22 protein-coding genes are annotated in these 24461 nt (G+C 63.7%); 2 read left to right on the top strand and 20 right to left on the bottom strand.

Translation table 11 applies throughout. The features are described from left to right. Positions 1–46 precede the first annotated feature (46 nt). Positions 47–334 carry a hypothetical protein gene (locus DL237_RS15540; RefSeq protein ID WP_147405362.1) on the top strand — a complete coding sequence of 96 codons (288 nt, stop codon included), beginning with the start codon at positions 47–49 and terminating at the stop codon, positions 332–334. Between the two features lie 458 nt (positions 335–792). On the opposite strand, the gene DL237_RS15545 is transcribed toward DL237_RS15540, so the two are convergent. The 13 genes from DL237_RS15545 to DL237_RS15605 all read right to left on the bottom strand — a co-directional run bounded on the left by DL237_RS15545 (position 793) and on the right by DL237_RS15605 (position 14933). Then, positions 793–2856 (bottom strand): catalase, encoded by a 2064-nt coding sequence (locus DL237_RS15545; protein WP_119400002.1) that lies wholly within the window; start codon positions 2854–2856, stop codon positions 793–795. A gap of 95 nt (positions 2857–2951) precedes the next feature. Next, positions 2952–3482, bottom strand: a complete 531-nt coding sequence (locus DL237_RS15550; protein ID WP_119400003.1) for a sigma-70 family RNA polymerase sigma factor — start codon at positions 3480–3482, stop codon at positions 2952–2954. After that, the gene (locus DL237_RS15555; protein WP_119400004.1) at positions 3472–4452 is read right to left on the bottom strand and encodes a glycosyltransferase; all 981 of its coding nucleotides are present in this window, start codon (positions 4450–4452) and stop codon (positions 3472–3474) included. Before DL237_RS15555 ends, DL237_RS15550 begins: the two co-directional genes overlap by 11 nt. Next, a complete protein-coding gene (locus DL237_RS15560) occupies positions 4445–5008 on the bottom strand; it encodes an SAM-dependent methyltransferase (protein ID WP_119400005.1) in 564 nt (187 codons plus the stop codon). The genes DL237_RS15555 and DL237_RS15560 overlap by 8 nt, the downstream gene beginning before the upstream one ends. Next, positions 5005–5751, bottom strand: a complete 747-nt coding sequence (locus tag DL237_RS15565; RefSeq protein WP_119400006.1) for a PIG-L deacetylase family protein — start codon at positions 5749–5751, stop codon at positions 5005–5007. The genes DL237_RS15560 and DL237_RS15565 overlap by 4 nt, the downstream gene beginning before the upstream one ends. After that, on the bottom strand, positions 5748–6824 hold the full coding sequence (locus DL237_RS15570; protein ID WP_147405363.1) for an acyl-CoA dehydrogenase: 1077 nt from the start codon (positions 6822–6824) through the stop codon (positions 5748–5750). The genes DL237_RS15565 and DL237_RS15570 overlap by 4 nt, the downstream gene beginning before the upstream one ends. Further along, positions 6821–7861 carry a glycosyltransferase family 4 protein gene (locus DL237_RS15575; protein ID WP_158585659.1) on the bottom strand — a complete coding sequence of 347 codons (1041 nt, stop codon included), beginning with the start codon at positions 7859–7861 and terminating at the stop codon, positions 6821–6823. Before DL237_RS15575 ends, DL237_RS15570 begins: the two co-directional genes overlap by 4 nt. Continuing rightward, on the bottom strand, positions 7852–8859 hold the full coding sequence (locus tag DL237_RS15580) for a glycosyltransferase family A protein (RefSeq protein ID WP_119400009.1): 1008 nt from the start codon (positions 8857–8859) through the stop codon (positions 7852–7854). The genes DL237_RS15575 and DL237_RS15580 overlap by 10 nt, the downstream gene beginning before the upstream one ends. Continuing rightward, positions 8856–10307 (bottom strand): glycosyltransferase family 2 protein, encoded by a 1452-nt coding sequence (locus DL237_RS15585; protein ID WP_119400010.1) that lies wholly within the window; start codon positions 10305–10307, stop codon positions 8856–8858. Before DL237_RS15585 ends, DL237_RS15580 begins: the two co-directional genes overlap by 4 nt. A 222-nt stretch (positions 10308–10529) precedes the next feature. Further along, positions 10530–11279 carry a Crp/Fnr family transcriptional regulator gene (locus tag DL237_RS15590; protein ID WP_119400011.1) on the bottom strand — a complete coding sequence of 250 codons (750 nt, stop codon included), beginning with the start codon at positions 11277–11279 and terminating at the stop codon, positions 10530–10532. A 680-nt stretch (positions 11280–11959) separates the two neighbouring features. Beyond that, positions 11960–13006: a YcjF family protein gene (locus tag DL237_RS15595; RefSeq protein ID WP_119400012.1), complete on the bottom strand. Its 1047-nt coding sequence runs from the start codon at positions 13004–13006 to the stop codon at positions 11960–11962. Then, on the bottom strand, positions 13003–13518 hold the full coding sequence (locus DL237_RS15600; RefSeq protein ID WP_119400013.1) for a GNAT family N-acetyltransferase: 516 nt from the start codon (positions 13516–13518) through the stop codon (positions 13003–13005). Before DL237_RS15600 ends, DL237_RS15595 begins: the two co-directional genes overlap by 4 nt. Beyond that, positions 13515–14933 carry a YcjX family GTP-binding protein gene (locus DL237_RS15605; RefSeq protein WP_199672111.1) on the bottom strand — a complete coding sequence of 473 codons (1419 nt, stop codon included), beginning with the start codon at positions 14931–14933 and terminating at the stop codon, positions 13515–13517. Before DL237_RS15605 ends, DL237_RS15600 begins: the two co-directional genes overlap by 4 nt. 123 nt (positions 14934–15056) lie before the next feature. On the opposite strand from DL237_RS15605, the gene truA reads away from it, so the two are divergent. Further along, complete coding sequence (gene truA, locus DL237_RS15610; RefSeq protein ID WP_119400057.1) at positions 15057–15839, top strand: tRNA pseudouridine(38-40) synthase TruA; 783 nt, start codon at positions 15057–15059, stop codon at positions 15837–15839. A 146-nt stretch (positions 15840–15985) separates the two neighbouring features. Here the strand turns inward: truA and DL237_RS15615 are convergent, their stop codons facing one another. The 7 genes from DL237_RS15615 to DL237_RS15645 form a co-directional block, all read right to left on the bottom strand. Beyond that, positions 15986–17203 (bottom strand): DegT/DnrJ/EryC1/StrS family aminotransferase, encoded by a 1218-nt coding sequence (locus DL237_RS15615; RefSeq protein ID WP_119400014.1) that lies wholly within the window; start codon positions 17201–17203, stop codon positions 15986–15988. A 155-nt stretch (positions 17204–17358) separates the two neighbouring features. Continuing rightward, complete coding sequence (locus DL237_RS15620) at positions 17359–18663, bottom strand: NAD(P)/FAD-dependent oxidoreductase (RefSeq protein WP_119400015.1); 1305 nt, start codon at positions 18661–18663, stop codon at positions 17359–17361. A 130-nt stretch (positions 18664–18793) separates the two neighbouring features. Further along, on the bottom strand, positions 18794–20155 hold the full coding sequence (locus DL237_RS15625; protein ID WP_119400016.1) for a glutamine synthetase family protein: 1362 nt from the start codon (positions 20153–20155) through the stop codon (positions 18794–18796). Next, entirely contained in the window at positions 20152–20832 is a 681-nt protein-coding gene (locus DL237_RS15630; protein ID WP_119400017.1) for a type 1 glutamine amidotransferase, read from the bottom strand. The genes DL237_RS15625 and DL237_RS15630 overlap by 4 nt, the downstream gene beginning before the upstream one ends. Before the next feature lie 125 nt (positions 20833–20957). Beyond that, positions 20958–22274, bottom strand: coding sequence for a glutamine synthetase family protein (locus DL237_RS15635; protein WP_119400018.1), 1317 nt, complete (start codon positions 22272–22274; stop codon positions 20958–20960). A gap of 171 nt (positions 22275–22445) precedes the next feature. Next, a complete protein-coding gene (locus tag DL237_RS15640) occupies positions 22446–23285 on the bottom strand; it encodes an ABC transporter permease (RefSeq protein ID WP_119400019.1) in 840 nt (279 codons plus the stop codon). 13 nt (positions 23286–23298) lie between these two features. Then, complete coding sequence (locus tag DL237_RS15645) at positions 23299–24174, bottom strand: ABC transporter permease (protein WP_119400020.1); 876 nt, start codon at positions 24172–24174, stop codon at positions 23299–23301. Positions 24175–24461: the final 287 nt, after the last annotated feature.

A 24461-nucleotide genomic window follows, 5' to 3' on the forward strand; every position in this document is an offset into this window, starting at 1 on the left:
GGAAACCGCCTTTTCGGCGGACTATCGGCCCATGAGGCGCAGGCACGTGCGGATCGGCAGCGGCCTCAGCCTGACGGTGCCCCGGGTGCTTCCTTCTGTGTGCGGCGAGCGGCTCGACCTGCAGGACCGAAAATTGTTCAACCAGGTCTGCCTGAGAGAAAGGATGGCGTCGGAGATCCTGGAACGGGCGAACTGGGCGCTGAGCTGGACCGCGCGGCGCAGCTGCACCGAAGCCATGGCCGAGGCGCTCGAGCGGATAATGGGCCCGGCGCGCGGGCAGGTACTGGGGGTGGCGCACTTCGGCGACGACCCGCAGGCGATCTGGGCTGCCTGAAGGCGAGCCCGGTCTGTTCCCTCGGGGGGCAATCTGAAAATCTCGGCGCACCCGAAGTGACCGGTACGAAAGCAGCTGTTTCCATATGCGCGGCCTTTGAACAAAGCCTGACCGGACGGGGGGTGAGGTTCTTTCTGTTGTCAGCCAACCTTCGAAATTCCGGAGAGGTCTGCTCAAGGGTCACTCCCTGCTTGGTGTTTTTGCAGCCCGTGGCATTGGCGCTCGCGTCGAGATGGTGCCGTCAGGTAGCGTCGATCCGCTGGGCGATCTGGATCATCACTCTGCCGGGCTTCGCACTGGTCGATGGGCGCGGAGACGTCATGACAGGAAGCAGAGCCAATGGCGTTGGCATGCCGAAGGTCAGGGGCGCGAGCGGGGCAATATCGACCACTGTTCGCGGATCCCAAGGGAGAGAGGTCCGCGCGCACCGTGTAGAACGCGCGCGGACCCGTTTCGCATCAGGCGACGCGGTCCCAGTAGCGCAGCGCGCCGCAGGCCTTTACGAACTTGCCGGGGGCAGTCTTCGTCATCTTCATCATGCCATCGTCGGGATCGTCGGGCAGGCCAGCGGCCTTCAACAGCGGCTGCGAGGCGTCGTTGAACAGGATGAACTTGCAATGCGCGAAGGCATCCGCGACCCAGGATTTCGCCGGGTGCATGCCCGCCAGCATCTTGGCCCCGTCATCGGATGTCAGGATCGCCACCGCATCGAACAACACCGACGGCCCGCCATCGACCTTTTCGTCCGCGGGGATGTTCGAGCCGTCATCGGCCTTGGCCCCGCCGATCTTGGGCGCGACGACGGCGCAGATGCCGCCTGCCTTGGTCACTGCGTCCTTGACCGCCTCGACCTCGGCGGCGCTGACGCCGTCGCTGAGCAGTATGCCCAGCTTGCGGCCCTTGAAGCTGTCGGGGCCGTTTTTCAGAATGCTGAGCGCATCGGAGGCAGGCAGATCGGTGATCGGTTCGCGCGCGGGTGTCGGCGCGTCGGGCAGGTCCATGCCCAGACCGTCGGCAACGCCATTGGCAAGGTCGTCATGGACGTGGATCAGGTGGCCCAGCATACGCGTGCGGATGTCGGGACGCTCCACCTTGGAGAGTTCGAACACCAGTGCGTCGACGATGTGGTCCTGTTCCACCTTCGTCTGGCTGACGAAGAACTGGCGGGCCTGGGAATAGTGATCGGCGAAGGTTTCCGAACGCACGCGCTGTTTCGGGCCGGTTTCCTCGGCCGGATAGCTTTTGAACCCGGTCTCGGGATCTTCGCGCGGGCCGCCTTCGGCACCGGGCCAGGAGTTGGGCTCGTAGTTGGCGCGCCCCTTGGGGTTGTGCATCGCCATATGCCCATCCTGCTGGAAGTGGTGGAAGGGGCATTTCGGCGCATTGATCGGGATGTGGTTGAAGTTCGGCCCGCCAAGGCGTTTCAGTTGCGTGTCGAGGTAGGAGAAGTTGCGCCCCTGAAGCAGCGGGTCGTTGGAAAAATCGACGCCGGGCACGATATTGCCGGTCTGGAAGGCGACCTGTTCGGTTTCGGCAAAGAAGTTGTCGGGCATCCGGTCGAGCACGAGGCGGCCGACGATCTGCACGGGCACCAGTTCTTCGGGGATGATCTTGGTCGGGTCGAGCACGTCGAAATCGAAGCTGTCGGCGAAATCTTCGTCAAACACCTGAAGGCCCATTTCCCATTCCGGGAAGTCGCCGGAGTTGATCGCGTTCCACAGGTCGCGGCGGTGGAAATCCGGGTCGGCACCGTTGATCGCCACGGCTTCGGGCCAGGTGACGGATTGCAGGCCCTGCTTGGGCTTCCAGTGGATCTTGATGAAGCTGGATTTGCCCTTGGCGTTGATCAGGCGGAACGTATGCACGCCGAACCCTTCCATGAAGCGGAAGGAGCGCGGGATGGCACGGTCGGACATGGTCCACATGACCATGTTGACGGCTTCGGGCGTCAGCGAAATGAAGTCCCAGAAGTTGTCATGCGCCGTCTGCGCCTGCGGGAAATCGCGGTCGGGTTCCGCCTTGGCCGAGTGGATCAGGTCGGGGAACTTGATCGCGTCCTGAATGAAAAAGACGGGGATGTTGTTGCCGACGATGTCCCAGTTGCCCTCTTGGGTATAGAGCTTGACCGCAAAGCCGCGCACGTCGCGGGCCAGGTCCCCCGAACCCTTGTTGCCCGCCACGGTGGAAAAGCGCACGAAGGCCGGCGTCTTTTCGCCCTTTCGCTGGAAGATGTCGGCTGAGGTGAGGTCGGAGAGGGAGTCGTAGGTTTCGAAGTAGCCATGGGCCGCGTAGCCGCGCGCGTGAACGACCCGTTCGGGAATGCGTTCATGGTCGAAGTGGAAGATCTTTTCGCGGAAATGGAAATCTTCCATCAGGGTGGGACCACGGCTGCCTTGGCGCAGCGAGTTCTGGTCGTCGGCCACTGGCACACCCTGCTGGGTGGTCAGTTGGGGACGCTCGCCACCGGCGGATTGGTGGGTCTCGCCTCCGGAGGAGACGGTATCGCGTGGGGTATCGGTCATCTGGGCCTACCTTTGATGTTGGGGTGCATTTGGGAGAACAAGGCCCTGTTCCGATTGTTCCTCGGGGCAGAGCCTGACTGCGGAAAACCGCCGGGTTACGGTGGAGCCTCCGGTTCGGGTGGTTCGGGCGAAAGGTCGGCCATGACTAGTGCGCGGGCACGGCTGACGCGGCTTTTGATCGTACCGGTGGCGCAGCCGCAGATCCGCGCGGCGTCTTCGTAGCTTTCGCCTAGCGCGACAACCAGGAGCAGGGCTTGGCGAAAATGATCTGGCAAACGGTCGACGGCGGCCATCAGTTCGTTTCCTGCGACGGTCCAGTCCTGCGTGGCTTGGACGATAACCGTGCTGGCGACGCAATCCTCGACACCGGTGGGTTCGCGCGTACGCTTGCGGATATTGGTGTAGAAGGTGTTGCGCATGATGGTGAACAGCCAGGCACGCAGGTTGGTACCTTGGTGGAACTTGTTGCGATAGCGGATCGCCTTGAGCAGGGTTTCCTGCACCAGGTCGTCGGCATCGTCGCGGTTGCGGGTCAGCGAGCGGGCAAAGGCGCGCAGTGCCGGGATCATCTGGACCACGAGATCCGGGTCGAGAGAGACCGACTGGGTCTGGGAGTCATGCGTCATGCGTAGCGATTTGGGGCAGTCCAAAAGGGGAGATCCGTGTGTCACCTGCCAGAATGCCTTCCAGCCGGCGGATGTGGGGCGCGAGCTCGCTCGCGCGGAGCCGCTGGTCGGGCGGCAGATGCGGCGGCCAGACACCAAGTGTGCCCTGCGCGCGGTGCTTCACCAGCCAGTCCGGCGGCGGCAGGGCATCGTCGATCAGGTAGTCACTGCCGCAGGTGCGATCACGAAGCGCTGCTGCCATGCCACCCTTGGCGCGACCTGCAAGGCGGCATGACGCCTGTACCCGCACGTCGCCCGCATGACGCACGCTATGACCGGCGGTTTTCAGGCGGCGGACAAGATCGCGGTCCTCGCCCGTGGCAAGAGCGCGGAAGCCGCCGACGGAGAGGTAGGTCGCGGCGCGCAGGGCAAGGCTGGCGCCTGCGGCTTCGCCATGGTGATCGGATGGGCTGGTGGTTTCGGGCGCGTGGGCGGCGTAGAAGGCCAGCACCAGCGCGCGATAGCGGCCCTCCATCGTGGCAAGTTGTGCGTCCATCCGGTCCAAGATCGCGGCTTCACTGACCATCGGGGTAACGTGGCCACAAACGGCTTCGACTTCTGACAGATGGCTCAAACTCCGCTCCAGCCAGTCGGGAGCGACTATGCAGTCGGCGTCGGTGGTCAGGATATGGGCCAGTCTGGGTTGGGTGCGCAGGGCGGCGGCGGCACCGCGGGCCCGGGCCGTTCCGACGCCCTGTGAGGGTGTCAGGCGCAGGGTCTGCACAAGGATCGGCACGGCGGTCTGGTCGGCGAAGGCGCGCACACGCTCGGCGGTGTCGTCCGCGCTCTCGCCGGCCGTGTTGTTGACCACGACATGGATCGCGGCGCGGGTGCCGCATTGCGCAACCAGGGCCTGAAGGCAGAGCAGGATGCGCGCGGATTCGTTTCGCGCCGGGATGACGATGGCGGTGGGGCAGAGGAGGTCAGGCATGATCGGCCCCCGTGGCTCGGTCTATGCGGTATCCTTGGGTGCGGCGCAGGAGCGTAAAGCGGCGGGTCGGCATCGCGGCGGTAAAACAGGCCAGCGACTGCTCGCCGCTGAGCGCATGGCTGGTGTTGCCGAGGTAACTGACGCACAGCAACTCGGCCCTTGGCCAGCGCCCCTCGATGTCGCGCGCAAGGTCGGTGATTTCGTCGGCGTCGAGGAAATACAGGATCTCGGACAGCACGATCAGGTCGAATCTGGTGGTGGGCAGGGCGCAAGGCAGAAACCCTTGTATGAAACGCCCCTGCGGGAGCGCGCTTTGCGCGGCCAGCAGTGCGGTCTCAACGGCATCCAGCCCGGTGTAGCTGTTGCAAAGCGGCGCAAGATGCCTGGCCAGAGCGCCATTCCCACAGCCCAGTTCCAGCGCCGCTTCGTAGCGGTCATGCGACAGGGCGGCACGGGTGGCGCGGAACTTTTCCTGCTCGTACGGGCTGGTGGCGAAATGCCACGGGTCATCGCCATTGGCATAGATCGCTTGTAAGGCGCTGGCGGTAACACTCATGCTCGGATTCTCCAGAAAATCTCGTCCTCGGTCAGGAATTTTTCGACAAAGCCGGGGGCGATGGTGAACCCGTCGGGGTCGTCGAAGACGCGTTGGCCAAGCTGGCTGGCGTGGGCTTGGATGGCTGCGCGTTTGCGCGCGTGCGCGGGGGCAGTACGCAGCAGAAACGGGCGGTGCCGCGCGATGGTCCGGGCGAAGTTCGGATCGTCCCAGCGGGACCAGACCGGATAGCTGTAAAGCCGCAGACCGGGGCAGAACGCCAGCACGCGGCGGGCGATGTCGGCGGTGACCTTGTGATCGGCGTGGTGATCTTCCTCGGCGGGGGCAAAGAGGCGGTGCGCGCCGAGGGTGCGGCAGATTTCGGCGATGCTGCGCGCGACGGCGACCCTGTCCGACAGGTACAGCCGACTGTCGGACAGGCCGAGCCAGGTCAGGTCCGTCGGCCAGCCGCCGAGGTGCACGATGGCCTGTTCCAGTTCCTGCCGACGCAGGCAGGACAGGCGCTGTGGCGGCCAGTCCTGGGAGCCCGGGTGCGAGGCGGCACCATCGCTGACGCAGATGACGTGGGCGCCGCGATCAGCAAAGGCATGGGCCAGCAGAGCGCCGCAGCCAAGGGATTCGTCATCCGGGTGGGGGGCGAGCACGACGGTCGGGCGGGTGCCGGTCAGCGTGGCGGCGCTGACATGGCGGCCGGGCAAGGTGGTGGCGCGGGGCCGGTTCTGAGGAAGGTCATGCACACTCATCCGACCAGGTCCCACAGGGCGCCATCGCGCGTGAAGGCATGGTCGGCCAGCCGCATCAGCATTGCGTCGCGCGCCGCCTGGCGCATGTAGACCGACAGGTCCTGTGCCATCCGCAGCGTGGTGGAACCGGGCCCGAAATGGCCCAGCCCGAGGCTTTGTTCGACCGCGCGGACGGTGTCGAGGCCCAGCTCTTCGGTCATCAGACGCGTGGCTATGGAGGTGGCGACGCTATCCTGCGCGGCCTCGCTGGCGGCGCATTGCGCGGCGTGGCGGACCAGCGTGGCCGCCGCCAGGGCGCGGGTCAACTGGGTGGCAAGGCGTGTCTTCTGCGCCTCGGCGGCCATGCGGTCTCGTCCGCGCAGGGTCTTGGCGGCAGTATCGAGCAACCCGAGCGCCGCGCCCAGTTGCAGCGCCGCGATGCGCCAGACGCCGCCGACGAAATGTGGTTCGCGCAGATAGTCGCCGGGTCCGCCGATCCAATCAAAGGCCGACAGCGTCAGCCCGTCGCAGTCGAAGCGGCCCGAGGTGGTGGCGCGCATACCGGGCATCTGCCAGGCGCTGGCATCGGAACGCGCGGCATCGCTGGCGTCGATCAGGGCCAGGCGCACCTGGGGGCCGGAGTTCACGGTGATGATCGCATGGGTAGCGGTGCCAAGGCCCGAGGCAAAGACCTTGGCCCCGGTCAGGCAACCACGGGCGCTGTCCCAGGTGACGGGATCAGGGCCATCGGCGCCCCAGACGCCCAGCAGTCCGCCGGCCAAGATCAGCCTTTCGATGCGGTTTTGCTGCGCTGGTCTGGCGTGGGCACGCAACAGGGCCAGCGCGTTGACGTGCCCTTCCCACAGCCGCCCGAGCGAAAGGTTGACGGCGCCGATGCGCATCAATCGGTTCGCTGTCGCGTCCGGCGTGCGCAGGCCATCGTCAAGCATCAGGCCAGCGCGGTGCAGCAGCGCGACGGATCTGGCGATGGCGGCTGTGCCCGCGTCCTCTTGCTCGGCGTTCAGGGCGAGGGTGTCGAGGATATCGACAAGCTCGGTACGGGGGGCAGAGGTCGGGCGCAATGGCGAGGTCATGCGGTCACCGCGCGCTGAGGGCAAAGGGCGGTTTCGTGCAGCAGTTGCGACCATTGTGCGGCGACGTTGCGCAGGCGGAACTGCGGGTTGGCCTGGACGTCGGGGGGTGTCGTCTGCCAACGCTGGATGACTTGGGCAAGGTGCGCGGTGTCAAGGGTGCTCAGGTACTGGCCGGGCGTCAGCACCTCTTCGTTGGCGCCAAGGGCGGCGCTTGCAAGGACCGGCGTACCAACCGCATTGGCCTCGGCCATCACGAGGCCGAAGGTTTCGGCAAAGCTTGTCTGGGGCATGAACAGGCAAAGCGCGCGGCGCATCTGGCGCATCAGCGCGCCGTGCGAAAGCGTACCGAGGAAGCGGACGTTTTTGGGCACGGGTCCGGTGTTCCAGCGCAGGTAACCCGGATCGGCGACGGCAAGCGTGAGGTCAGGCAGCACCGCGCGCAGGGCATCGAAGCGGCCGAAAACCTCGGCCAGGCCCTTGTGCGGAGAACTGGCAAACAGCAGGCGGTTGGGATCGCGTCGGGTCGCGTCAGGCGCCAGCGTGTCGGCGATAGGGTTGTAGATGAAGCCGGTACGGGGCAGGGCGCCGTCGCCCAGAAAGGCGCGCAGCCAGTCCATGTGGCTGCGCGAGACGCAGATGATACGGACCCCGGCGGCATGAAGCGCCGGACCCATCTTGCGGTTGTGGCGACCCGGGCGAATGTGCAGCCACAGCAGGATCGCGGCTTCGGGGTGCAGCTTGCGCAGCTTGACCGCGACCTTCCAGGTGTTCAGCACGATTATCACGTCCGCCCCGGCCGGCCCCGCAGAAAGAGGTAGCATCAGCCCTGCTGAGGTGGCCAGCGGCTCGCGCCGGGTGGCCTGGTAATGGCGTACTTCAAAGTCGCGGGTTAGCGTGGCGCAGACGCGCAGCACGGTCGCCTCGGTCCCACCCAGGCCGCCACGGGTCAGCGACAGTGGATCATAGGGCGCGCCGCAGCACGGATCGACGATGGCGATCCGCGGGCGGGACCGGTGCGGGCGGGACATCAGGTGCATACGGCAGCCTTTTGGGGGGCGGAGAGCGGAGGGGAGACAAGCGCGGGCCCTTGGGCGAATTCCGCCAGCAGCCGGGTGATGCTTTGGTGCGTTGCCTGTGTGGTGGGAATATCGCGCCGCGCGAGCTGCGCGGGGTTCGTAACCTCGGCCAGCGCCAGACCGGGCAGGTCGATCTGCACTGGGGGAATGGTGCCGGTTGCGCGCCATCCGCGCACCTTGGCCCAAACGCGCTGGCGGTCGGCGCGACGGCGGTCGCTGTCGTAATCCGACGCGGCGGACTGTGTCAGGCTGTCGGGTGTCTCGATCTTCGTCAGCAGCAATTCGGGGATGACCCACATGATTTCGCCGTTCAACATCAGACGATTACGCAGTTCGCGATCCTCCTCGATGATGTCGTCGAAGCCGCCGTTACGGCGCAGCACATCGGTGTGGAACAGGCCAGAATTGATATGGGTCCATTCACCCGGCACGCGCGCGCCCATTTGCAGGTTGGGAAAGACGTCATCCAACAATGACAGATCACGCCGAATCGCCACGCGCTGACCATCGGGCAGGATCAGCTCGTGATGCACCAGCGCCACGCCGACTTGGAGGCGGGTATCGGCCTGCCGTCCGATCAGCTGCCAGTTCAGGCAGGCATCGGCACCGATGTCCTGGCGTGTCAGTACGCGAACTTGGTGCAGCAGCTTGTCGCGGTGTGGAATGTCGTCGGAATCGTGAAAGGTGACGGCGGGACCATCGGTCAGCAGTAGCCCGGCGTTCTTGGCCTGCGCCGTGCCAACGTTGCGGGCCAAACGAATGTAATTGAAATCCGCACGATCAAAGAACGGCATCAGCGCCGCGCGGGTGTCGTCGTTGCTGGCGTCGTCGATGACTGTTACGCGGCGATTCCACCACGATTGTTCCAGCGCCGCACGCACGGCTGTCACGACCATGTGCGCCCGGTTGTAGGTGGGGATGATGATGTCGACGCAGGGAGCAAGTTCCGGCTGTGTCATGGCATGTCTTTCTGAAGGGCGCAGTCGACCGCGCGGCGGTAACTGTGCAGGTGGCGGGCGGTCAGCAGTGCGGCGGGCAGCGGCAGTATCAGCGCCAGCGTCGCAGCGCCGATCAGCGGCCCGAGATGCAGGGCTGTCGGAAGCGCGAGCAGTGCGGCAACCATGGGCAGGACGTGATGCGCCGAGATGTCGTGGCCGCGTCTTGCGGTGCGGGGTGATTTGTCGGTGACGGCAAAGCCCGTGCGGCGACCAAGCAGCGTGGCAAGCGTGGCCAGTGCCGCCACCGGGGTCAGCGCCAGGCGACTGGCCAGCGCGCTGGCGATATGGCGCGTCGACAAACCGTCGCGGATGCCGCGGTAGATCAGCCGCCAACCGAGGTCATAGAGGCTGAGCAATATCGTCGCTGCGCTGAGCAACATAATCGGCAAGCTGCCCAGCCCGCTGAGCAGGCACAGGATGAGTATGACCGCGGGCAAAAGCGAGAGGTTCAGCCAGGCTGTCAATTGCGACAGAACGGCCAGACGTCTTGGCAGGCTGAGCCCGCAGCGCCGCGTGGCAAAAAGTGCGGTATGATGCAGCAGCGTCTGAAGGTTGCCGCTGGCCCAGCGATAGCGCTGCTTTTCCAGGCCGCGCAGGCTGAGAGGCAAAAGGCCCTTGCCGACCACTTGCGAGATGAAGTGCCCCGTATAGCCCGCCCGGCAAAGGTAGACGCCAGTATCCGCGTCCTCGGTGGTGGTGGCCATGGACCAGCCGCCGATTGCCAGCAGCGCGGGGTGCGATATGACGCAGAGCGTGCCGGTAAGCAGAACAGCTTCGGCCCCGTCGGCAAGCTGGGCGGCGGTGCGGAAATACTCCTCCAGATCGGCATCGACGCCAGGCGCGATTTCGGAGGATAGATCATATGCCTGTGGAAACTGTACATAGTCTGCACCTGTGTCGGCCAAGGCGCGGGCGGCGGCGCTCAGGAAATGTGGCGCGACCCGGTAGTCGGCATCGACGGTGACGATATGGGTGGCATCGGGACGGGTCAGCGAAAGCGCGATGTTCAGTGCCCCCGCCTTTGCGCCGCCTACGCCCATGCGGTGTATGAAGTTGATGTTGCGGGGGCCGTCACAGAACTCTGCCACGGGTTGCCACAGCGCGGGATCGGCGGTGTTGTTGTCTATTACAATGATCTCATAATCCGCCTCGGCCCAGTCCTGCGCCAGGAGCGTGCGCAGGGTCTGGCACACCATGGCGGGCGGTTCGCTGTGGATCGCGACGTGAATCGAGAAGACAGGGGTACCTGATTGCCAGGTGGGCAGGGTGCGACCACTGCGGTCGGGCTTGCAGATTTCGCCAGCGAGACGCAGCGCGATCAGGACAACTTGCAATGCGAACACAAGTGAAGTGATCAGTAGCGCCGCGTTCGAGATGAACACCGAAAAGCTGGCAAGGCCAACGAACATCCTCCACCCCCTTAGGTGTTGTTATCGCTGCAATACCTCAGCATCACTCTTGAAAAGGAGGCAGGCACACGCCTCAGGCAACAGACGACGCGTGCAGTCTCCCGCGCCATACCAATGGTCGCGGGAAACAGAACGCTCGTCGCTGAGAGGGTATGCCGTCGGGGACGGTCGCGCTTTAAACTGGATTTAGGCGGATGATGATTTGGGTACCGATGCGCGGTATCACGCCTGCGTGCCGTCGCTCGGCAGCCAGGAAATATCGATGTCGTCGTACCGATTATGAAAGTCAGTCATCTCGCGAAGGCGGTCTTCGCGAAGGATTTGTATGTGGAGACCGTCACGGCGAATGTAGCCTTCAACCTCCATCCGCGAAAATGTCTTGCTGATATAGACATTCGTCAGGCCGAGGTATTGGGCAATCTGGGTCTGGTTCAGCGGCAGGCGGAATCTGTCTGTCAGCTCGGAGCTGGTAATCCGCAGCCGCGCGATCAGATCCAGCAACATGTAGCCGATGCGTTCGAGCGCGCTCATCCGGCCCATGGCACGCAGCAGGTCGATCAAAACGACCTGATCGCGCAGGGCGAGGGACATCAGAAGTGCAGTCAGACGCGGAGACGTACGAAAGACCTCGTCCATCGCCTGCTTGGCGAACGGGCAAAGGACCACATTTTCGACGGCACACAACGAGGTTGAAACATCCTTCAGTGCGATATCGGTAAAGCCGACAATGTCGCCGGGATGATGAATTTTCACGATCTGTCGTCTGCCGTCCGGCATGTCGGCATAGCTGATAAGCCAGCCGCGCTTGACGACAAACAGCTCCTTGTTGGTATCGCCGCCTTGATAGATTTCCTGCCCAGCCTGGTAATTCCGCTCGGACTTCTCGATCTCTCGCAACAAGGCGCGGTCGGTTTCGCTGAGGGGGACGTAATGCTGCAGCTTGGTGACGAGGCAGCTTGATGTCTTTTGCATTCTTCTTCCTAGTCTGTGTCAGGTTGCGGAGGACTGTGCAGGCGCGGCTGATCTGTCGTGTCCATGCCAAGGCTAGTGGTGCATGTTCAGCTGCACGTTAAACCCCTGAGAGGGCATTCGGTTCAGTCGGTCAAATTGGCATGTATGTGTGGGCAAATGCGTCAGGGCGGTGCTGCGGGGCATCATCCATAATCGATGCGGCCGGCTGGTCGCCCAGCAGAGGGATGCGCGAGGGAAGCGAACTTCGCAAGTCGGCTGTGCTGAGAAGAGGGACATGGTTCGCGCCGCGCTGCCGCGAACAAGTGGGGCCTTCGTACGCCGCGGACGCATCTCTTCCAGTTAACCATTGATGGTGCGGGGGACGTTTAACCTCGGTCCAATGGCCGCCGCGCCAAGTGCATGGCGCGGCGAGGGTAACTGTTGCGTTGGCCATTTGAATGCACGCCGCAGCACCTCGTTCTGCGGATTTCGCAAGGTGACGGGCCACGCCCGTTGTGGTCAAGGCGGCGCTTTGGCAGGAGAGTTGCCCGAGATTGGACATCTCGATCGCCGGCTGTCTTGCGAAGGACCCCGCGGATTTCCAGGCTGATGCTGGTATGGCGCAGCAGGTGAACGGTGATGCCCGACCCGACCGAAACCCCGGGCGCAACCGTCGTTGGAAAGGCGCATTGGTCCGTTTGTTAAGGGGCCGTCTCCTCGGCCTTGGCAAACAAGCCCGTCAGGGCCGTTTGGATGATCGAGGTCACACGGGGGCGTCGACCCGGTGAGAACGGCATTGGACGGCAAACCTCCATGGCGGCGACACCGACGCGGGCTGTCAGGGCGCCGTTGACCACGCCTTCGCCGAACCGCCGCGACAGGCGTGCCAGCAGGTTACCCCCAAGGACCGAATGCAGCATGTCATCGCCCATGGCCACAGCACCCGTCGCGACGAGGTGGGACATCACGGCCCGCAACAGACGCCAGCTGCCCAGCGTCCCGGATCGCCCGCCATATACTTCGGCAATGCGGCGGATCATGCGCACATTAGAACTGAGCGCGGTAATGACGTCGGCAAACGCCAGGGGCACGAGCGCGGTGACAGTGGCAACCTGGCGGGCAGCCGCCTCGACTTCGCGGCGCGCGGCAAGGTCGAGAGGGGCAAGAAGCTCCGTTTCCGTCAGGGCCAGCAGCGCGGTGGCATCGAATTGTTCGTCCCGCCGCTCCGAAAGACGCTCGACATGCCACTTCAACTCGGGTCGCGTGGCATAGAGCGCTGAAAGGCTCTTGGAAAAATCGCGTGCCTTCGAAAGATCGTCGAGTGCCGCAGCTTCGGTCGCGCGGACATGCAGATGATCCATGCGCGCCAGTCGCGCGAAGGCAGACAGTTCCTTTACCACGATAGCGAGCGCGACGAGCAGGAATGCCGCGATGAGGGCGGCGACACCATAGCCGAGCCAGGGCGTGCTGGTGACAAGGCCGATGACGAAATTCCAGGCGGCGGTGGAGATGACAACACCGATCAGCGCAGCAAGCAGGGACCAGAACCATCGGGCCAGACGCGAGGGCTTGCGGCTCGCCAGGACGGCGGCCGAGCGCATTGCGTTCCCGCGTGTCCCATACCCTGGCTCGTGCTCGGGCACTGGCGGGGCCGCATCGGGACCCGGAATGGTGTCCTCGTTGCCATATTCGATCAAAACGGGTCCGCGTGCGCGTGGTTCCGTCTGTTTCGAAGGGGTATCGCTCATGCCGTATCCTGCCTGTGAACCTGAGGTTTCTGCCAGATCATCAAAACTTCGGGCAAGGCTTCGTCATTGCCGCTGCCATCGCCATAGGCGGCCGTTGAAAACCCTTCGGCGGCGTAAAAACGTCGCGCCGTGTTGCTCTCTACTGGTGTCCAGAGCGCGAGCAGCGTGCGGGTCGCCTTTGCCTCTGACAACAGGGCGCGGCCATGTCCACGGCGGCGCGCGCGTGCATGGACATAGAGAGCATGGATCAGATCGCCTTCGCGCGCGATAAAGGCGCAAGGGCCATCGTCGTCGCAGATCAGGCGGACGGAGCCGCGCAGTACCAGCCGGACCAGCAAAAGCACATCCATCCCCCGATGGCGGACCTGCGGCATCCAATCGGTGTCACGGGTAAAGCTCCACAGGATGCGGGCAAGCGCGGGCACATTGTATAGGCGCGCGGGCCGTGGCACGACGTCGCGCCGGGTACGATCCGTGGCAGCGGCGAAGGGACGCAACGCGCGCGCGATCACAACCTGTCCCCGATCAGGAATTGGGCGGCACGGTCCAGGCGAATGTGTGGCGGCCCTTCGCCGGGCTTCAACGATATATCGGCAGGTGCAAAGGACATGATGGAATAATCCTCGTCCAGCCACTGATCGCCGGACAAATGTCCGCGCGTTATGCGGCTGGGATCCTCCGGCAAGGCGCCGGGATACATGGCAGCCTGCTTCCCGGTGTCCAGCAGACGGCCACGAACCGCCTGCAGGGCGGCACCTTCATGCCGGATTGTCTCCTCGACTGTGGCGCGTAGCGACGCGATGGACATGGCCTGCGTTCTGGCACCGGCAAAATCGGCACGTGAGATCGCATTGCTGACCAGGGCTTCCATGATTGCGGTCAGGCGCGCGTGCTGAGTGTGATGCAGATGATCTGCCTTGGTGGCCGCGAACAGGATCTTTTCAACGCGTTTACCCAGCAGCAGACGTGACGCCCAGGCGTTGCGGCCGGGGCGGAAGGCCGACAGGATCCCCTCCAGCCCCCTGTTGAGGTCATCGACGGCTGCGGGTCCCGCATGAATTGCCGAAAGCGCATCGACCAGGACGACCTGACGGTCGATCCGCGCAAAGTGTTGCTGAAAGAACGGCTTCACGACGCGGAATTTATAGGCCTCGTACCGACGCTCCATCTCTCGCCACAGGCTTTTGCGCGGCGCGCTGTCCTGTGGCGGCAGCGGTGCGAAGGTCAGCACGGGCGAGCCCTCCATTTCACCGGGCAGCAGGAACCGACCCGGGGTCACATCGGACATGCCTTCAAGCCGCGCCTGACGCAAGTAGGCCGTATAGCTGCGGGCAAGCGCCTGGGCGTCTGGTTCCTGCCAGGTCCCGGTGGCGGCAGCAGCCCGCGCAGCATCGAGAAAGTCGGAGCCGTAGGAGCGCGCGTCCATGCGCGCCAGAACTTCGCGGGACCACTCAGCGTAGGTCTTGTCCATCAGGGGCAGATCCAGCAGCCATTCGCCGGGATAGTCGATGATGTCCAGGTGCACGGTGCGCGGCCCGGACAGACCGGCGATCAGACCCGCAGGACGCACGCGAAATGACAGGCGCAATTCGGAAATGGTGCGCGTGCTTTCCGGCCAGTGTGGCGCAGGACCGGTCAGCGCGGCGAGGTGAGCCTCATAGTCGAAACGGGGCAGGGTGTCGTCAGGTTGGGGTTGCAGGTAGGCGGCAAGGATGCGGTTGTCAGCCTCTGCCAGCAACTGCGGCATTCTTGAACGGTTCAACAGGTTGGCGACAAGAGAGGTAATGAACACGGTCTTGCCGGCACGTGCCATACCCGTCACGCCCAGGCGAATGACCGGTTCAAAGAACGTCTCGGATAACGTGTCACCAACAGTTTCAATCTGTCGTGTTATGCCATCGGTCAGCGAGGTAATGCCAAATGCCAAACGTGTTGCCCTGCCAGTCTGTTGGGTTTTTACATAGATAGACGGGGTGCGCGCGGTTTCCAAGGTTGCGTGGCTGTGCAGGAAGGCATTGCCCGTGTCGCGCGGATTAAGTATTTGCCGGACATGCCCAGATACGCCTTGAAAATCGAATATAACGGAGCGCCCTTCGCCGGTTGGCAGAAGCAGGCCGAGTTGCCCTCAGTCCAGAGGGCAATCGAGACCGCTCTGGACCGGTTGGAGGCAGGCGAGCACCAGATCGCGGCGGCGGGGCGAACGGACGCCGGAGTGCATGCCCTTGGTCAGGTGGCTCATTGCGACACGACGCGCGAATGGACGCCCTTCCGTCTGCAAGAGGCCGTCAACTTTCACCTCAAGCCACATCCGATTGCGCTGGTCGATGTCGCCCCGGTCGCACCGGACTGGCACGCGCGCTTTTCAGCGCAGGAGCGTCATTACATGTTTCGCATCGTCATGCGCCGCCCCCCGGTGACGCATGAGGCCGGGTTGGTTTGGCAGGTCAAAAGGCCATTGGATATCGAACGGATGCGTGCCGGGGCGGCCCGACTGATTGGGCACCACGATTTCACGACGTTTCGCAGCACGATATGCCAGGCGAAAAGCCCATGTAAAACGCTGGATGAAATTCGGATCGAGGAGTTCGACGGCGCGTCCGGACCGGAGATGCGCCTTTATGTGCGCGCCCGCAGCTTTCTGCACAACCAGGTTCGATCGATTGTCGGCACGCTTGAAAAGGTCGGCGTCGGGGCATGGGACCCCGAGGACGTCTCGAGGGCACTGGAGGCGCGGGATCGGGCGGCGTGCGGACCGGTCAGTCCGCCGCACGGGTTGTACCTCGAAAGTGTCCGGTATCCCGAAGATCCGTTTGCCGGGATCTCCGGGGAATAAGGCGCTCCGTCTCCTGCCTGCTGTCTGTCGCCAATCGCGTTCTGCAAGATGACAGACCTTTGGCTGGCCGTCATCTTGCTTGATACGCTCACGTCAGAGGCATTTGCTGCCCTTCGACAGCAAGCTCTGCCCGCGCGAGGTGGAGATCAGGTCCCGTACGCGATTTCCGCCGGTCGCATCACGTCTGCCGCCGCCGAGACAAGGGCGGCTGCGATGCTGTCGCAGTCAGCAAGTGTCAGGCGGGCAGGCAACCGGCAGTCGCAGGCGCGCATCAACATCGCACGCGTCTTCGGCAGCTCCGGCAGGTTTTCGATGAATTGCCAGTTCCAGAAGGCACGAGCATTGTCGGTCGACATGCCAAAGACCTGAACCTTGATCCCATAGCTGGCTGCGGCGGCCTGAAAGGCGAGGGTTTCCTCGTCGCTCATACCGATCAGGTTGAATTGCAGGCTGTCAGGCGCGCGTTCCTCGGGCGCAAGTTTCGCGGGAACGTCGATCCAGGGACTTTGCGAGATGCACGCAGCCGTGTGGTCGTGGTTGCGACGGCCATCGCTGATGCGGCGGGCGACCTCGGGCAGCTGGGCGCGTGCAATGGTGGCAGACATGTTCGACAGGCGCAGATTGTAGAGTGGCAATTGGTTCTGCCAGCGCTGCAGGGCCGTCACAAGTTCGTCAGAGTTTTCGCCTCGGCGGGCCTGGTGCTTTTTCCACATGTGTTCATAGGCGCCCGACATGATGATTGCGCGGGCCACCAGGTCGGCGTCGTCAGTGACCATGATCCCGCCTTCGCCGGAATTGATCATCTTGTAGCTTTGAAACGAGAAACAGCCGATCCGCCCGATCGTGCCGATATTCCGGCCTGCCCAGGTGGTGCCGAGGGAATGTGCGGCGTCTTCGATGACCGGAATGTCGCGCGCGTCACAAAGCGCCATGATTGCGTCCATGTCAGAGGTATGGCCGCGCATATGAGAGATTATGACCGCCTGAACATCGTCGAGGCGCATCGTGAAATCATCGATATCGATCCGGTAATTATCGCCGACTTCGCAGAGCACTGGAATGCAATCGGCATGTACGATCGCGGAAGGAACTGCCGCAAAGGTAAAGCCGGGGATCATCACGCGCGCGCCGCGCGGCAGGTTCAGTGCCTTGAGCGACAGGAAAAGTGCAGCGGAGCAGGAGGAAACAGCCAGCGCGAAACGGCTGCCCATCATCTCGGCGAATTCGGTTTCCAGCAGGGTAACGGGCGCGTTTTCAGGAGCCGTGTAACGAAACAGGTCGCCGGAGGTCAGCAGCCGCTCGATCTCGGCGCGGGCGGCTTCTGGGATCGGTTCGGCGTCATAGACGTTCGGCGGCAGGGACATTATGTTCGGCTTTCCTGAAGGTGGTATTCGGGAAAGTTAAACGAAACCCGCCGGGATGCAAAATGAAATCTGTGTAACGGCGCGGAAAGGCTGCGCGCCGCTTGTCACCGATTTTGTGCTGTTCGGGCGGGATAGACCCGATCCCGTGTGCGAGGTCAGAGGCCGAGGCGGTCGCGGATGGCAAACCATGTCATCGCGAGAACCAGCAGCGGTGAACGCATGGCCGGGCCCCCTGGAAAGGGCGGTGCTGGCATTTTCGACATGGTGTCGAAACCCGCGGCCTGACCTTGGATGGCGAGGGCCATCAATTGCCCGGCATGTGTCGCCGTGCCGAGGCCATGCCCCGAATATCCCGAAGCTGTGAGGATATTGGGCGAAAGCCGGGCAAGGAAGGGAGCACGCTTCATGGTGATGCCGAGAGTGCCGCCCCACGCATAGTCTATCGCGACATCCTTGAGGTGCGGAAATATCTGCGTCATGGGCGCGCGCACCTTGGCGGCGATATCGTCAGGAAAACGGTATCCATAACTTTCGCCGCCGCCGAACAGCAGACGATGGTCTGGGGTCAGGCGGAAGTAGTTGACCACGAACTTGCTGTCCGCAACTGCAACGTCGCGTGTCAGCACCCGGTCGACGTCGTCGCCAAGAGGCTCGGTGACCGCAATGAAATTGTTGATCGGCATGACCCGGCGCGAGGGTTCCCTGTGCAGCCGCGTCATGTAGCCGTTCCCGGCAAGGATGACATGATCCGCCACTACCCTGCCCTGGGCAGTGTGCAACGTGGCAGGCTGACCCTCATCCAGGGAAAGAACTTCGGATGCCTCGCAGATCCGCACACCTGCTGCGGTAGCAGCGCGGGCGAGGCCGAGCGCGAACCTGAGGGGATGCAGATGCGCTGCGCCGTGATCAAGGATGCCGCCAGCATAGGCGGGTGACGGGCAAAGTGCATGCGACGCGGCGGCGTCCAGACGTTCCATCTGGGTATAGCCATACCGGTCCTGCAACAGATCGGCGTAGTCGTGCAGGTGCTTGGCATCACCGGCGGAACAGCCGACCCAGGCAACGCCGGGCTTCAGATCCGCATCGATATCATGGTCGCGGATCAGGGATTTGACGAGGTTCTTCGCATCTTCGCCCAGCTGCCAGAGCGTGCCCGCATCCTCCGCGCCGAGCCATTTTTCGAGGTCGTCCTGATATGGACGTTGCCCCGATCCAAGCTGGCCCCCGTTGCGACCCGAGGCCCCGAAACCGACGCGCTGTGCTTCGAGAAGAATAACCGAAAGCCCGGCCTGGGCGGCATGGAGCGCGGCGGAGAGGCCGGTATACCCCCCGCCGACGATTGCGACATCCGCGCGCGCATCGCCTTCGAGCGGTGGAAAGGGGGGCAGCAGCGTCGCCGTTGCCGCGTACCAGCTGGGTGGGTAGGCACCTGTGGCATCGTTGGCATAAAGGAGTTTCATTGTCGGCCTCCGGTTGCTGGCCGCCTTCACGGGCGGCGACTTCGGCAAAAGTATCGGTGACGGAATTCTGAGGGCGGTGCGCGCAGGATGGCAAATGGGCCATCCCGCGGCCGCTCAAATCTGGCGTGGCTCAGGCATTCAGCAGCAGGTGCTCGCGCTCCCACGGTGAAATCACGTTGAGGAATTCTTCGTACTCCGTGCGCTTCACGATCGAGTAGACGCGCAGGAATTCGGGTCCCAGCACCTCGCCCAGGGCTGTGGCACCATCCATCACGTCGAGGGCTTCGCCAAGTGTGCGGGGGAAGTCTCCCTCTCCCTCGTAGGCATCGCCGCGAAATTGTTTCTCGGCCCGCTCCTCGTTCATCAGACCAAGATAACCCGCGGCGAGCGAGGCGGCGATGCCGAGGTAGGGGTTGCAATCCATCCCGGCGACGCGGTTTTCGACGCGCCGGGCCTCCGGTGCGGAAATCGGGACGCGGATGCCGGTTGTGCGGTTGTCACGCCCCCATTCCAGGTTGATCGGTGCTGCGTGATCCTTGACGTAGCGGCGGTAGGAATTGACGTAGGGTGCTAGCAGGGGGATCGCCTCGGGCAGATGTTTCTGCAAGCCACCGATGAAGGTGTAGAACGCATCCGTTTCGCCGCCTGCGGGGCCGGTAAAGATGTTCTTGCCGGTTTCGATGTCCATCACCGAGTGGTGGATGTGCATGGCCGAGCCGGGTTCGCCCGCGATGGGTTTCGCCATGAAGGTGGCAAAGCAATCGTGGCGCAGCGCAGCTTCGCGGATCAGTCGCTTGAAATAGAAAACCTCGTCCGCGAGTTTCACCGGGTTGCCGTGGCGCAGGTTGATTTCCAGCTGGCCGGCGCCGCCTTCCTGGGTGATGCCGTCGATCTCGAACCCCTGGGCCTCGGCAAAGTCGTAGATGTCGTCGATGACGGGGCCGAATTCGTCGACCGCCGTCATGGAATAGGCCTGTCGGGCGGCGGCGGGGCGACCCGAGCGGCCCATCATCGGCTCGATCGGCTTGGCCGGGTCGATGTTGCGCGCGACGAGGTAGAATTCCATTTCGGGGGCAACCACGGGCTTCCAGCCTTGGGCGGCGTAGAGGTCGCAGACCCGTTTCAGGACGTTGCGTGGGCTGAAGGGGATCGGGCGGTCCTTGCGATCATAGGCGTCGTGAATGATCTGCAGGGTCCAGTCGCCGGTCCAGGGGGCGGCCGTCGCGGTAGAGTAATCAGGCTTGAGGATCATGTCCGGTTCGGTGAAGCCTTCGGCCCCCGCGGCATCGGACCAGTCGCCGGTGATCGTCTGGAAGAAGATAGAGTTGGGCAGATGAAAGTATTTCTGCCGGGTGAACTTGGTGGCCGGCACGGCCTTGCCACGCGCGATGCCGGGCAGGTCCGAGATAATGCACTCGACCTCGTCCAGGCGGCGGTTCTCCAGGTATTCCTGGGCGCTTTGCGGGATTTGTGTGGTCCAGTCGTCAGTCATTTTGCTGTACCTTTGAATAGGGCGGCCATGCGATCGGCCTCGGCCTGAGCCGTTGTAGGGGTGTCGACGGCGCGGGTAGCGGCCTCGATCAGATCGGGCGGCACGACGCCGGGCGCGCGGGTCGCGAGCAGAGAGGCGACGACCGGAGCGGTGAATTCGGGATGCGCCTGTACGGTGTAGATCTGGTCGCCGTACAGCAACGCCGCGTTTTCGCAGAACGGAGACGAGGCAACGACGCGCGCGCCCTGCGGCACCTGTGTCACCTGATCCTGATGCCAGGCATTCAGCGTGGCTTCGCCCAACTCTCCACTATAGCGGGTCGACCCGACGGACCAGCCACCGGAAAACTTTTCGACTTTCCCGCCGAGCGCCTTTGCAATGATCTGGTGCCCGAAACAGACCCCGACCATCGGGCGCCCGGTGTCGCGGATGGCACGGATCAGATCCTCGAGCGGGGGGATCCAGTCGTGGTCCTCATAGGCGCCATGGCGCGAGCCGGTGATCAGCCAGCCGTCACAGGCCAGCGGCCCGTCGGGAAAGATCCCGTCGACCACCGCGTAGGTTTCGAAGGTGAAACCATGCCCGTCCAGAAGCTGGGCAAACAGTTTCGGATAGTCACCGATCGTGGCGCGCAGGTCGTCTGGCGCATGGCCGGTCTGGAGGATGCCGATTTTCATGAAACACCGATGCTTGTCTTGCGGAGGGTAGTGGAGCGGAAGAGGGGCGGCAAGGGGCGCGCCTCGCGCTGCGTGCCATTTGGCGGCGCGACCATCGCGCCGTGCGACGGTTGCGCCGATCCGTCTCAGACCGTTTCGAGGTAGACCATCCAGTGTTCTTCGGGCGGCAGTTCGGCCAGGCGGCGGACCTCCTGACGTTTCGTCATCGTCAGGTTCTGGATCAGGTCCGGCGTAAAGATACGCGCCATCAGGGGATCGGTTTCAAAGCGATCTATGGCAGAGGCCCAGTCAGGCATGATACCGGGCAGATCCAGTTCGTAGGCGTTGCCGGTGATCGGTTCGGGGGGCACCATGGCGTCTTCGATCCCGGCGAGGGCCGACCCGAGAATGGCCGAGAGCGTCAGGTACGGGTTGATGTCGCCACAGGCGACGCGGTGTTCGATGCGCCGCGCCTTGTGGGGGCCCGAAGGGATGCGAATGGCGGCTGTTCGGTTTTCGTAGGCCCAGCAGGCGCCAGTCGGCGCATGGGCACCGGGGGCAAAACGGGCGTAGGAATTGCCGTGAGGCGCCCAGAGCAGGGTGCCGCCGGGCATCCCTGCGATGCAGCCGGCCACGGCGTGACGCAACAGGTCTGTGCCCCTTGGGCCGCCGTCGTCGAAGACGTTGTTGCCATCCTCGTCGAGCACGGAAAAGTGCACGTGCATGCCGTTCCCGGAATCGTTGGGAAAGGGCTTTGCCATGAAGGTCGCCGCCATATCGTGACGCCGCGCCATGCCGCGCACCAGGCTTTTGAACAGCCAGGCGTCGTCGGCGGCAGCCATGGCGTCGCGATGTGCGAGGTTGATTTCGAACTGCCCCAACCCTGCCTCGGAAGAGGCGGAATCGGCGGGGATGTCCATCGCGTCGCAGGCCTCGTAGAGGTCGGTCAGGAAGCTGTCGAAGGCATCGAGCTGGCGGATCGACAGAATGGCATTGCCAAACACGGGCCGCCCCGAGATCGGGTTCTGCGGCGCCGAGAGTTGATGGCCGGTATCGTCGACAAGGTAGAACTCCATCTCGACCGCCGCCTGCACGGTCCAGCCGCGCTCCGCATAGCGATCCAGAACGCGGCGCAGAGCGTGGCGCGGATCGCCCGCGAAGGGGCGGCCGTCGTCGTGGAACATCCACATCGGCACCAACGCCGAGGGGCTGTCGAGCCAGGGCATCGGCACCGGGCCATGCTCGGTCGGTTTCAGGACGCCGTCTTCGTCACCGGTTTCGAACACGAGGGGGGAATCTTCGATGTCGGCCCCCCAGATATCGACGTTGAGGACGGACAGCGGCATCCGCGACCCTTCGGTATCAAGCTTGGCGTAGGCGCTTTGGGGCACGCGCTTGCCGCGCATCTGGCCGTTCAGGTCAGCGGCGGCAACGCGGAAGGTGCGAAACTGGTCAAATTGCATAGGGGACTCTGTCTGCGCATGCCGATGGACCGGCACACTGGAAACCTTTTCGCAGCCCTGGCTTGGCGGGCGGCGGGACATCGTGTCAAACGCTCAGGACGCCCAGGGAGGGCGGGCCTGCCGATTGGCAGAGGATGGGGTGTCCGGTGAGAGATACGCCTGAGTCATACCCTATCTTAGCATGGCTGGCCGTGGGCGCAGCCTGCGTCTCGCGTTGGAGGGTAAATGGCGATTGAGGCGTCGATAGACGGCACCGTAGATCAGCACGACCGCCACCGTCAGCAGGATGAAATACATCGCCAGGATGGGATAGGGGATGAAGGGGTTGAAGGTCTTGTCGGCAAAGTAGTTTGCGTAATACAGCGCATCGCCCTTTTGCTGGCGCGCGGGGAACGAGCTGAAATAGACCAATGTCGTGGCGTGGAACAGAAAGATGGCCTCGTTCGTGTAGGCGGGCCAGCCGAGGCGCAGCATGGTCGGAAAGGTGATGTGGCGAAACTTTTTCCAGCCGGAAAACCCATAGGCATCAGCGGCCTCCAGGTCACCCTTCGGGACCGACCGCAGCGCCCCGTAAAAGATTTCGCCCGCGTAGGCCGTGGTGTTGAGGAACAGCACGATCAGCGCCCCCGCCCAGGCGCGGGTCAGCCAGCTGGTGTCGGCGGTCAGGGTGACCAGCCCGAGGTTCAGCGACAGACCTTCGCGCGGCAATAGCGTGAAAGCCTCGTAGAAAAAGAAGAACTGGATGAACAGCGGTGAGCCGCGAAAGAAAAAGATGAACCAGTCCGCAGGTTTGCGGATGAAACGGTTTGAGACGTTGCGCGCGCAGGCCAGGGCGATCGACGCAAAAAAGCCGAGGAACAACGCCGCAATGCCGAAATAGAGGTTCCACACCATCCCCGATCCGATGAGCACGAACTGGTCGCACAGGGTAAAATCGCTGCGTGGCAACAGGCGTTCGCCCAGACCGATGGAGCGCAGACCATAGGTCTGGATGACGTCGATGCAGCTCATCCGTGGACCCCGATCATGATTTTGCCTGCGTCATGCCGGCCAGCGTCGCCTGCCCGCGCGAGAGGCGCTGGCCGAGGCGTTCGAACGCGATTTCCGACAGTTTTGTCATGCCCAGGTAGAACACCAACAGCGCCATGAAATACCAAAGACGCCAGTCGCCGTGCGGATAGGCATAGGCGGTGGTCTTCATCCCGCCCAGTTCGCGGGCCCAGTACACGATATCTGTTATGCCCAGCAGGAACAGCAGCGGCGTTGCCTTGATAAGCACCATCCACAGGTTCGACAGGCCGGGCAGGGCATAGACCCACATCTGCGGCACCAGAATGCGCCAGGTGATCTGGCGGCGGGACAGGCCATAAGCCTCGGCCGTTTCAAGCTGGGCCTTGGGCACCGCATTCATTGCGCCGGACAGCACAAAGGCGGCAAAGGCCCCGAAAACAAAGGCGTAGGCGGCGATGGCCAGCGCAATCGCATAAAGGTCATGCACCAGGGGCGCAGCGCCCGATTGCGGCAGCTTTGCTGCCGCGCAGACCACGAAATCGTTGCCTTGGCGGATCGGCATGTCCCAATCGGGGCATTTGACCTTGTGACGCAGATATTCGAGGCCCTGGTCAAGGGCGAGGGGCACGAACAGGAAGAAGGCGATGTCGGGGACGCCGCGCACGATCGATGTATAGCCGACCCCGATCCAGCGCAGCGGAGCCAGATGCGACCGGCGTGCCAGCGCCCCGCAAAATCCGACGGCAAGCGCAATGGGGGCCGTGACGGCAAGCAGGGCGATGACGACCAGAAAGCTTTGGTAGAACATGACCTGCTTGGCCGTCGTCAGATAGCAGGCCATCCACGGCAAGGTATCGAGCAGGGCAGGGTCGGCGCAGAAGTCAAACATCGGGGCCCTCGGCGCGCAAAATGGGGGGGACGCTGGGCAGGCGCGGCCCGACAGGGCGCCCGCGGTGCTGCGGCGCTTGCAGCCTGCGTCCAGACGGACGCACGAGACAGGAACGGCACGCCAATGATTGCAGGCTGCGATACCCGTACCAGTGCCCGTGCCCGGCAATCCCGCCAAATGCGGCGGGCGCGGCCAAACGGGCCGAGTGGGCCGTCCGGGGGGCGGCTCTTTTATGAACTGGGGTGCGGGTCATTCGCTATTGGGATGCAGGGCCCGAAGGCCCTGCA

It is taken from the genome of Pseudooceanicola sediminis (assembly GCF_003575965.1).
GTDB lineage: Bacteria > Pseudomonadota > Alphaproteobacteria > Rhodobacterales > Rhodobacteraceae > Pseudooceanicola > Pseudooceanicola sediminis.

Excerpts from the sequence above, each read along its gene's own strand:
- DL237_RS15545 (WP_119400002.1), bottom strand. The coding sequence starts at position 2,856 with ATGACCGATACCCCACGCGATACCGTCTCCTCCGGAGGCGAGACCCAC.
- DL237_RS15550 (WP_119400003.1), bottom strand. The coding sequence starts at position 3,482 with ATGACGCATGACTCCCAGACCCAGTCGGTCTCTCTCGACCCGGATCTC.
- DL237_RS15555 (WP_119400004.1), bottom strand. The coding sequence starts at position 4,452 with ATGCCTGACCTCCTCTGCCCCACCGCCATCGTCATCCCGGCGCGAAAC.
- DL237_RS15560 (WP_119400005.1), bottom strand. The coding sequence starts at position 5,008 with ATGAGTGTTACCGCCAGCGCCTTACAAGCGATCTATGCCAATGGCGAT.
- DL237_RS15565 (WP_119400006.1), bottom strand. The coding sequence starts at position 5,751 with ATGAGTGTGCATGACCTTCCTCAGAACCGGCCCCGCGCCACCACCTTG.
- DL237_RS15570 (WP_147405363.1), bottom strand. The coding sequence starts at position 6,824 with ATGACCTCGCCATTGCGCCCGACCTCTGCCCCCCGTACCGAGCTTGTC.
- DL237_RS15575 (WP_158585659.1), bottom strand. The coding sequence starts at position 7,861 with ATGCACCTGATGTCCCGCCCGCACCGGTCCCGCCCGCGGATCGCCATC.
- DL237_RS15580 (WP_119400009.1), bottom strand. The coding sequence starts at position 8,859 with ATGACACAGCCGGAACTTGCTCCCTGCGTCGACATCATCATCCCCACC.
- DL237_RS15585 (WP_119400010.1), bottom strand. The coding sequence starts at position 10,307 with ATGTTCGTTGGCCTTGCCAGCTTTTCGGTGTTCATCTCGAACGCGGCG.
- DL237_RS15590 (WP_119400011.1), bottom strand. The coding sequence starts at position 11,279 with ATGCAAAAGACATCAAGCTGCCTCGTCACCAAGCTGCAGCATTACGTC.
- DL237_RS15595 (WP_119400012.1), bottom strand. The coding sequence starts at position 13,006 with ATGAGCGATACCCCTTCGAAACAGACGGAACCACGCGCACGCGGACCC.
- truA (WP_119400057.1), top strand. The coding sequence starts at position 15,057 with ATGCCCAGATACGCCTTGAAAATCGAATATAACGGAGCGCCCTTCGCC.
- DL237_RS15615 (WP_119400014.1), bottom strand. The coding sequence starts at position 17,203 with ATGTCCCTGCCGCCGAACGTCTATGACGCCGAACCGATCCCAGAAGCC.
- DL237_RS15620 (WP_119400015.1), bottom strand. The coding sequence starts at position 18,663 with ATGAAACTCCTTTATGCCAACGATGCCACAGGTGCCTACCCACCCAGC.
- DL237_RS15625 (WP_119400016.1), bottom strand. The coding sequence starts at position 20,155 with ATGACTGACGACTGGACCACACAAATCCCGCAAAGCGCCCAGGAATAC.
- DL237_RS15630 (WP_119400017.1), bottom strand. The coding sequence starts at position 20,832 with ATGAAAATCGGCATCCTCCAGACCGGCCATGCGCCAGACGACCTGCGC.
- DL237_RS15635 (WP_119400018.1), bottom strand. The coding sequence starts at position 22,274 with ATGCAATTTGACCAGTTTCGCACCTTCCGCGTTGCCGCCGCTGACCTG.
- DL237_RS15640 (WP_119400019.1), bottom strand. The coding sequence starts at position 23,285 with ATGAGCTGCATCGACGTCATCCAGACCTATGGTCTGCGCTCCATCGGT.
- DL237_RS15645 (WP_119400020.1), bottom strand. The coding sequence starts at position 24,174 with ATGTTTGACTTCTGCGCCGACCCTGCCCTGCTCGATACCTTGCCGTGG.